This window comes from Polyangium sp. 15x6, from assembly GCF_029960785.1.
GTDB lineage: Bacteria > Myxococcota_A > Polyangia > Polyangiales > Polyangiaceae > Polyangium.
On the sequence record NZ_JASBQE010000194.1, the window covers coordinates 1 to 7999 of the forward strand.

Genomic DNA, 7999 nt, shown 5'->3' on the forward strand with positions numbered 1-7999 from the left:
GATGCCGCCCGCGCCGCCGATGCCGCCCGCGCCGCCCGCGCCGCCGATGCCGCCGGAGCCGCCCGCGCCGCCGATGCCGCCGGAGCCGCCCATCCCGCCACCACCGGAGCCGCTCTGCCCCTCGGCCGTGCACGCGGCGCTGCACCCGTCGCCGTTCATCGGATTGCCATCGTCACATTGCTCGACCCCTTGCTGGACGAACCCGTCTCCGCAGGCTGCGGGCGCGCACCCAGCGACGCAATCATCCGTATCGTCGGTGTTCCCGTCGTCGCACGGCTCGACGCCGTCGTGCACGAAGCCGTCCCCGCAAATCGCAGCGACGCACCCAGCGACGCAATCGTCCGCATCGTCGCTGTTTCCATCGTCGCATTGCTCGACGCCGGCGCGCACGAAGCCGTCTCCGCACGATGCGATCACGCACGTGTTCAGACAAGCATCGCCATTCGAGGTGTTTCCGTCGTCGCATGCCTCGCCGGCCTGCTGCACGCCGTCGCCGCACGAAGGCAAAGCGCAGGTGTTGCGGCAGGTATCATTGTCGACCTGGTTGCCGTCGTCGCATGCCTCCACGCCATCGTGCAGGTAGCCGTCGCCGCAGCTCGCCTCGACGCAGCCGACCAGGCAGGCATCCGTATTCGAGGTATTGCCATCATCGCACTCCTCGACGCCCTGCTGCACGTATCCGTCCCCGCACGTCGCGGTTTTGCATGCATTGGTGCAAGCGTCGGTGTTGCTCGTATTGCTGTCGTCACATTGCTCGACGCCCGTCTGCACGTAGCCATCTCCGCACGTCGCGGCCTTGCATGCACTCGTGCACGCGTCGGTGTTGCTCGCGTTTCCGTCGTCGCATTGCTCGACGCCGGCCTGCACGTAGCCATCGCCGCACTTCGCGGGCTGGCACGCGCTCGTGCACGCGTCGGTGCTGCTCGTGTTTCCGTCGTCGCATGACTCGACGCCGGCCTGTACGTATCCGTCCCCGCACTTCGCGAGCTGGCAGCTGCTCAGGCATGCGTCGCTGTTGCTTCCATTGCCGTCGTCGCATGTCTCGACGCCCTGCTGCACGTAGCCGTCGCCGCAGCCCGCGGATTTGCAGGAATTCAGGCAGGCGTCCGTGTTGCTGGTATTGGCGTCATCGCATTGCTCGACGCCCGACTGCACGTAACCGTCGCCGCAGGTCGCGTTCACGCAGGAAGCGAGGCAAGCGTCGTTGTTGCTGGCATTGGCGTCGTCACATTGCTCGACGCCCGCTTGAACATGGCCGTCGCCGCAGCTTGCAGATTTGCAGGAATTCAAGCAGGTATCGTTGTTGCTGGTATTGGCGTCGTCGCACTGCTCGACCCCCGCCTGCACATGGCCGTCTCCGCAGCTCGCCGACGCGCAAGAAGTCAAACAAGCGTCGTTGTTGCTGGCATTGGCGTCGTCGCATTGCTCGACGCCCGCTTGTACATGGCCGTCGCCGCAGGTCGCGGTCGCGCAGGAATTCAGGCAAGCGTCGTTGTTGCTGCCGTTGGCGTCATCGCACTGCTCGACCCCCGCCTGCACATGGCCGTCTCCGCAGGTCGCGGCCACGCACGAGCCGAGACAAGCGTCGGTGTTGCTGGCGTTGCCGTCGTCGCATTGCTCGGACCCGTTCATCACGCCATCCCCACAGGATGCGCCGAGCCCGGAGCAATCGGTCTTGCATTTTCCGTATTGCCCGTTCAGGTACCCGTCGTCGCACGCCTCTCCCGCGGCGATGGTCCCGTCGCCGCACGACGTGTACTCGTACGCGCCCATATCGAAGAAGATATTGGCCGGCCGCGCCTTGCCATCGGCATCCGTGGTCGGAGCGCCGATGGACACGCCCGCGTCGATCGTCGGGCTCCCCGGCTTCACGCGCAGGTTCGTTGGAGCCAAAACGTAGAGCGGATCCGCAGAGATGCACGCGGCTCCCGGCGTCACGCCGGAGTAGTTCGTCGTCGTGTTCCCCCAGACGTCGGAGTACGTCACGGTCATGTTGGCGTTATAGTTGTAGATCCCCGTCCCGCCCCGGGTGATGAGCGAGTTCTTCACGCTCAGCGTTATCGCCGCGGCATTGAATTGAAACGCGTAAATGCCAGTGCCGTTCTCATGGAACGTGCAGTTGGTCACGCTGACGTTCGACGTGGACCCATTCGAGAAAACCCGGGCATGAATCCCGGTGTCGTTGTTGCGCAGCACCGAATTCGTGACAGAGCCGCTGCCGCCGGGCTCGAACGAGATCCCGTTTTGGTTCGTATGGGCCGTGAGGCCATGGATGGCCTGGGTCCCTGTCGGGATCAACAATCCATCTTTCGCCTCCGTCACGACCATGTTCGCGAACGCGTTGTTCGACGACGTGGGATCGAGCCGTATCCCCTGCCATTGCCCTTTCCCGCTGCCCGCAGACTCCAGCACGATCGGCGAAGCAGGCGTCCCCGCCGAGCTCAGCGTGCCCTTGACGATGAACTCCGAGAGCGTCTTGTCCTTGCCTCCGGCCATCGCATCGTTCAACGGAAAAATGATGGCTACCCCTGGATCCAGCGTCAACGTCACGCCGGGCGCCACCGTGAGGTCCCCCGTCGGCTTGTACGGCGAACCCGCGATGCCCAGCGTCGTATGGCTCCAGAGCACGCCGAGCAGCCCGTTCGTCGGATCACCCGCGTACGGCAGCGCGCCGATGTCCGTGCCCATCTGGCTCGCATAACGACACGGCGAGTTCGAGGTGATCGTGAGGTTCGAGGGCGCATTCACATAGAGTGGATTCTCCGAGAAAACGCCAGAAACCGACCCGTTTGCAATGAAGTCGTTGCCATTGCCCCACACATCCGAAAAGCTCACGGAGGCGTACGCGTTTCCTCCTGCTGGAGTCGCGTAAACCCCATCGCTCTGGTTGTTGGTCACGATCGAATCATTCAAGGCGACGGTCGCCAACGAGGGGTACACCGCTTCCGCGTACGCCCCGCGACCGCCGTTCTGGTGGATCGTCGAGTTCTTCACGCGCGCAATCGTGGACGTGGACATCACCTGATTGCTCACGTGGACCCCGTCCTTCGTGTTGTTGCGCAACACCGACTTCGTGATCGTCACATCGCTCTCGGCCAATACATGGACGCCGTAGTTGCAGGTATGGACGGTGGCGCCGTTCAAGGTGGTCGTGGCCGAACGGAAGCGGAAACCAGAATCGGCGTCCCGGACGAGGAGGTTCGCCGTGTTCAACGACGCCTGCGCCCCGATGACGTAGACGCCGTACCAGAGCGCCGCGCCCGAGCCCATCTGCGCCTTGAAGACGATCGGGTTCGCCGCCGTGCCCTGCGCGTCGAGCGTCCCGTACACATGCATCTCGGTCTTCGTGGTGCTCGCCCCGGTCGCGAGGGCGTCGCCCGGCGCAAACCATACCTCGGTACCAGGCTGGATGGTCAGCGTCGTCCCGGGATTAATGGTGATGTCACCCTCGACGACGTAGGGGCTGCCGGCGGGGGTCCAGGTCTGGCCGTCGACGTTGCCGCTCACGAGCGTCGCCGCCTCCGATAGGCGCGGCGCCAGGACGACCAGGAGCGCGACGAGGAGAAGGAGAAGCCGCGCGCCGAACCCGCGCGAAATGAATGTCGATATGCTGATCCACCACCCCATACTCACCCTCGCGATCCTTGTACCTCCAATGAGGCGGTCGCCAGAAAGCACGGAGCATGCCGAACAGGCCGCATGGGCAGCCGGCCGTCATGCTGTCACGCGCGCATGACGGTCGTTGTCACGCGCGCGTGACAGGTGTCGTGGCGGCGTGACTCCATGGTCGCCGCCCGGTGATAGGCTGGTCCCTCGCCGCCTGCTTTCGGGGTTGTCGAAGTCGAGCCCGCCGGCCGCCTACTTCAGCGGATGTCGAAGTCGAGCCGCTCGACCGCTTCCCGGGTGGCCCCGCCTTACACCATCGCGCGATGGTACAGGAGAGGAATCGCGCGATGGTGTAGGAGAGGAAGACACCTGCCTGCTAGGACTTGATGAGCGAGCGCACCTCGATCTCCAGGTTTTGCTCCTCGGCGACCGCGTCCATCGCCTTGCGCAGCTTGCTCACGCCGATCGACTGGGGCACGTCGACGCGCGCTTCCATGCGGAAGAGCTGCGAGCCCGTGACCGGCGCGGCGTACGCGGTGGCCTCGAGCGACACGATGTTCACGCTCGCGTGCGCGAGCGCCCGCGCCACGGCGCGCACGATGCCCTCGTGATCGAGCGCCTCGGCCGTCACGGAGCAGGGGATCGTGGGGGCGCGGCGGTGCTCCTCGGGGGCCTTCGTGCGGCGCACGAGCACGGTGAGGCCCGTGCTCTTCTGCAGCTCGCCGAGGTCCTTCTCGATGGCGCCCACGGTCTCCGGGGGACCCGAGGCGAGCAGGAGGATGCCGAACTCGGCGCCGAGGATGGCCATGCGGCTGTCCTCCACGTTGCCCCCGTGCTTGGTGAGGTACTCCGTCACCTCCGCGACGAGCCCCGGCCGATCGGGTCCCAGGCAGGACAGGACCACGTACACGTCTTGTTGCGTCATGCGGCGCATCCTAGAACATCGAGCGGTCTTCAACCGCTCGATGTTCTAGTTTTGTCCCGAGGGGGACGCCTCGCGTCCCCCTCTCGGCCAGGCAAAGCCCGGCCGATTCACCCCCCGAGAACAGTTCTGGCCCCCCTGACCCGGCGTAACCCGCTGGATCCTCGTCCTGCTGACGACGGATCGGCGCCGTTGGCGCGCGTTGGTGCCACTTCGGACCCCGTGGCCGCCCTTTGGGGCTCCCCCGGGGCCGACCCACGCAGAACCCTTCTGGCCGTCCTCATCCAGGGGGAGGTCACGGCGGCGGCGGCAGGCGACCTCGACGCCGCGATGGTCGCGCATGAGGCTGCCGGCCGGCTCCTCGCCATGATGCCGGACACCGGTGACGACATGGCCGCCGCGCGGGCGGCGCACAGGGCCGTCGCTAAGCTTCTTCGCGTCATGAAGCGACGGTGAGACGGTGACCGCGGCGGGCCCCCTCGCGACCGAGAGGGGGCCTCGCACAACGTTTGTCCTCGGGGTTTGTCTTAGCCTGCGAGCCGTGGTAGGTGTCTTGGACACCCTCACGCGCGAGCAGGGAGGCAACCGTGCCGAGACGAACCGAAGCAAAGCCAGTCTGTCTGAAAGTTGGGGCTCGTATCCGCGAACTACGAAAGGAGCGCGGCATGTCCTTGCAGGATCTCGCCGACGCTGGCGCGCTGTCGAAGGGCCACCTGTCGAGCATCGAGCAGGGCCTCGCGGCGATCACCATCGAGACCGTCGAACGCATCGCAACCGCGCTCGGCGTGTCCCCGTTTTGCGTCATCACGTTCCCGGAGGACGACGAGCTGGATCGTCTCGCGGACCTCGCCCGCAAGCTATCGAAGGGCGACCTCCGGAAGCTCCGGAAGGAACTCCAGACGCGCACGACGCACGAGCCCCGGACCTAGCTCCGGCGCAAGCCCCCCGCCGCATTTGGTGCCACTTCGGACGGTCCCGTGGCCGCCCTTTGGAGCCCCCCGGAGCCGACCCACACCCCCTCGCATCCCGGGCCGCATCCGGGGGGGCTCGCGGGGACCTTTGTCCAGGGGGCTCCCCGGCCGGTCAGCGCTTCGGCTCGGAAAATCGCCGCGCCAGCTCCGGATCGGGCTTCTCGCCCAGGTTCACGACAAAGCTGCCGGTACTCATTGAACAGCAGCGTGATTGCCTCTTGCAAGGTTGGGACGGGCGTGAAGGGGAACACCACGTACCGGCCAAAAGCCATGAACTTCTCCGCGGCCCGCACGTGGCCGATCCGCCGCCCAAAGCAAAAGACGAACAGCAACCCGTCCTTCGCGCGTGGTCGGACGTGACCGATGCGCTGGCCTTCGGCAAAGACGTCCCAGCTCTTGCCCAATATATAGGGCCGCAGTTCAACTGTCATTTTTCCCGGCGGCATCTTCTCTCCCCTTCTACCTAAGCATGTCTCGCCAGTGCTCGATGACCTCTGGGAGCGTGGCTGTGTTGAGGCAACCTCCCTGGTGGAGCTGCCACTCATCGAAGGTGAGCGGACACATCGCATACACCTCGACCAACGTGCCGGACAGGGTCCGAAACGCCGCGTGCTGCCCAAACTGCCGCGAGGGAGCAACGAGAAGCGCGAACACGTGCGGCGAACCATGAACGGTCTCCGCCGAGTTGAAGACGACGCCACCCTCGTCCGGCGCTAAGCCACCGGCCAAGATCGCGGCGGATGCACGCTGGAACATGTAAGCGGGCCATTTTTCACTGGGGATCCAGTCGTCGGGCAGCGACATCACGAATTCGAAGCGCCGCTCCTCCCCCTTGCGCCCTTCCAGGACGCGGAGGCTCGCGCCAATGGTGCGCAGAACCCAGTGCGTACGCCCCTCGCATGGCGGGGCGCCGTAGATGGGCAGGTGCCTCGGGATGAACAAGCCTCCGCGTGCACCCCTCAGCACGAGCTGTCCCCTTCCCAGATGCCGCTCGAAATGGGCAGCCACGGCTCTTCGCAGCTCACTCGGATTCATGATCAATGATGCGCAGCGCGACGGGCGTGAAGAGCAGGGCGATCAAGATGCAGACGTACGGCTGGGGACCGGCATGGGTGAACAGCGCGAGGAACACCGCGGCGAGAATTGCACCGATGCCGACGATGCCGATCACGGCCGCATCGGCCGCGTCCTTTTCGGGGTCGGGGGTCGCCTTCACTTGGCCCGCATCGCTATGGTCACGTTGAATGCCGTCCGGTGGATCTCTTGTGCCACGCGTTCGGCTTCCTGCGGGGTCAGGGCGTAACCCCTAAACTCCTTCCGCCCTTCGGGCTCAATCGCCCCCTCTTCGATGTACACGCACCCGTCGCTCCCGAGCGCGAGGAGCTGGAGGCAGGCCCAGCGGAGCAAACCCTGGGTACCGTGCTGCGCACGCTCGTCGGCGGTCAGCGCATATCCAGTGAACACCCGTCGGCCAGCGGGCGGCTCCTCCTCGAATGAAACGTAGATCGCACCATCGCTCGCAAGTACAAGCTCGGTTTCCATGGTCGGCGGCTTGGTTGCCATGACGTCGATTCCTTTTTTTAGAGGGGGATCCGGAGCTGAACTCGCTGGGGCAGCGACGGCGCTTCCTCGGTTCGCTTGATACGGACGACGCCAACCTTCTCCAGGCGAAGAAGTGCCGGCACGAGGGCCCCGGAAACCGAAATGTCGCACAGAATGTCCCGAAGCCGCCCGAAGGAGACGTATCCATCGGCGTCCGGCAGCATCCGCGACAACGCGTAATGGACAACGCCTTCGGCGTGCGCTTCGCTCCCGCGACTGCGGAGCGCGATGGCGTAATTCGCGACGTAGACGGCGGCGTGCTGGTACGCTGGGGCCGCACGCATAATTTCGAGAAGGACCATCTCCCCGCGCTCGTCGTGACCCACGGCGCCCGCGGAGACTCGCGTTGCCGTTGCCGATCGCGGCGGCGGAGGCGGCGGGAGACGATCGGAAAGGCGCGCTTTACGGAAGCGCTCGCGCAAGTCGCGCCACACCGCGCCCGCAAAAGCACGGGCGCGGCTCCACAGGGAGGGCAGGTCCGCGATGGTGTCTCGCGGCGGCTCTGAATACGCCACGCTGACGCGGGTTCCGCTCTCCGGCGGCGGAAGCGCTGGACGGTCGATGACCGTCGTTGCCGCCTCGTCGTCGATATCACGCACGGGATCCATGAGCCTCCAAGCGAATTGAAGACGACCCCCAGGAGGGGGGCGATAAGGAGGATGCTCGCCCAGAGAACCACTCCCCATCGCCCCCTCCTGGAGGTCGTTTCCTAAATTGAAGCTCGTCGCTCGAAGACGGGGCGCCTTTCGAGGCAACCCACCGCTCCCTTTTCGTACCACCTCGCCCACCCCCGTCCTGACACCGACGGCTCGCTCCTCCGACGCTGGTGCCCCGAAGGGAGCACCCGATGCGGAACCATCAGCGAGCGGCGGCGATTCGTGCAGAGATCGAGCAGGAC

At 65.7% G+C, this 7999-nt stretch carries 8 protein-coding genes; 2 read left to right on the forward strand and 6 right to left on the reverse strand.

What is annotated here, in order from left to right:
• Together QHF83_RS52250 and QHF83_RS52255 are read right to left on the reverse strand one after the other, a co-directional pair.
• Positions 1-3627 (reverse strand): DUF4215 domain-containing protein (locus QHF83_RS52250; RefSeq protein ID WP_282425691.1); only part of this gene is annotated, 3627 nt, incomplete at its 3' end.
• 355 nt (positions 3628-3982) lie between these two features.
• Complete coding sequence (locus tag QHF83_RS52255; protein ID WP_282425685.1) at positions 3983-4531, reverse strand: ACT domain-containing protein; 549 nt, start codon at positions 4529-4531, stop codon at positions 3983-3985.
• Between the two features lie 219 nt (positions 4532-4750).
• On the opposite strand from QHF83_RS52255, the gene QHF83_RS52260 reads away from it, so the two are divergent.
• Both QHF83_RS52260 and QHF83_RS52265 read left to right on the forward strand, forming a co-directional pair.
• The gene (locus QHF83_RS52260) at positions 4751-4984 is read left to right on the forward strand and encodes a hypothetical protein (RefSeq protein WP_282425686.1); all 234 of its coding nucleotides are present in this window, start codon (positions 4751-4753) and stop codon (positions 4982-4984) included.
• Positions 4985-5115: 131 nt separating this feature from the next.
• On the forward strand, positions 5116-5457 hold the full coding sequence (locus QHF83_RS52265) for a helix-turn-helix domain-containing protein (RefSeq protein WP_282425687.1): 342 nt from the start codon (positions 5116-5118) through the stop codon (positions 5455-5457).
• 501 nt (positions 5458-5958) lie between these two features.
• Here the strand turns inward: QHF83_RS52265 and QHF83_RS52270 are convergent.
• Genes QHF83_RS52270 through QHF83_RS52285 form a run of 4 tightly spaced genes read right to left on the reverse strand, consistent with a single transcriptional unit; the run spans position 5959 to position 7709 of the window.
• Positions 5959-6534 carry a suppressor of fused domain protein gene (locus QHF83_RS52270; protein WP_282425688.1) on the reverse strand — a complete coding sequence of 192 codons (576 nt, stop codon included), beginning with the start codon at positions 6532-6534 and terminating at the stop codon, positions 5959-5961.
• On the reverse strand, positions 6521-6715 hold the full coding sequence (locus QHF83_RS52275; RefSeq protein WP_136934713.1) for a hypothetical protein: 195 nt from the start codon (positions 6713-6715) through the stop codon (positions 6521-6523). The genes QHF83_RS52270 and QHF83_RS52275 overlap by 14 nt, the downstream gene beginning before the upstream one ends.
• Positions 6712-7062 carry a hypothetical protein gene (locus QHF83_RS52280; RefSeq protein ID WP_282425689.1) on the reverse strand — a complete coding sequence of 117 codons (351 nt, stop codon included), beginning with the start codon at positions 7060-7062 and terminating at the stop codon, positions 6712-6714. The genes QHF83_RS52275 and QHF83_RS52280 overlap by 4 nt, the downstream gene beginning before the upstream one ends.
• 17 nt (positions 7063-7079) lie before the next feature.
• Positions 7080-7709, reverse strand: coding sequence for a hypothetical protein (locus QHF83_RS52285; protein ID WP_282425690.1), 630 nt, complete (start codon positions 7707-7709; stop codon positions 7080-7082).
• Positions 7710-7999: the final 290 nt, after the last annotated feature.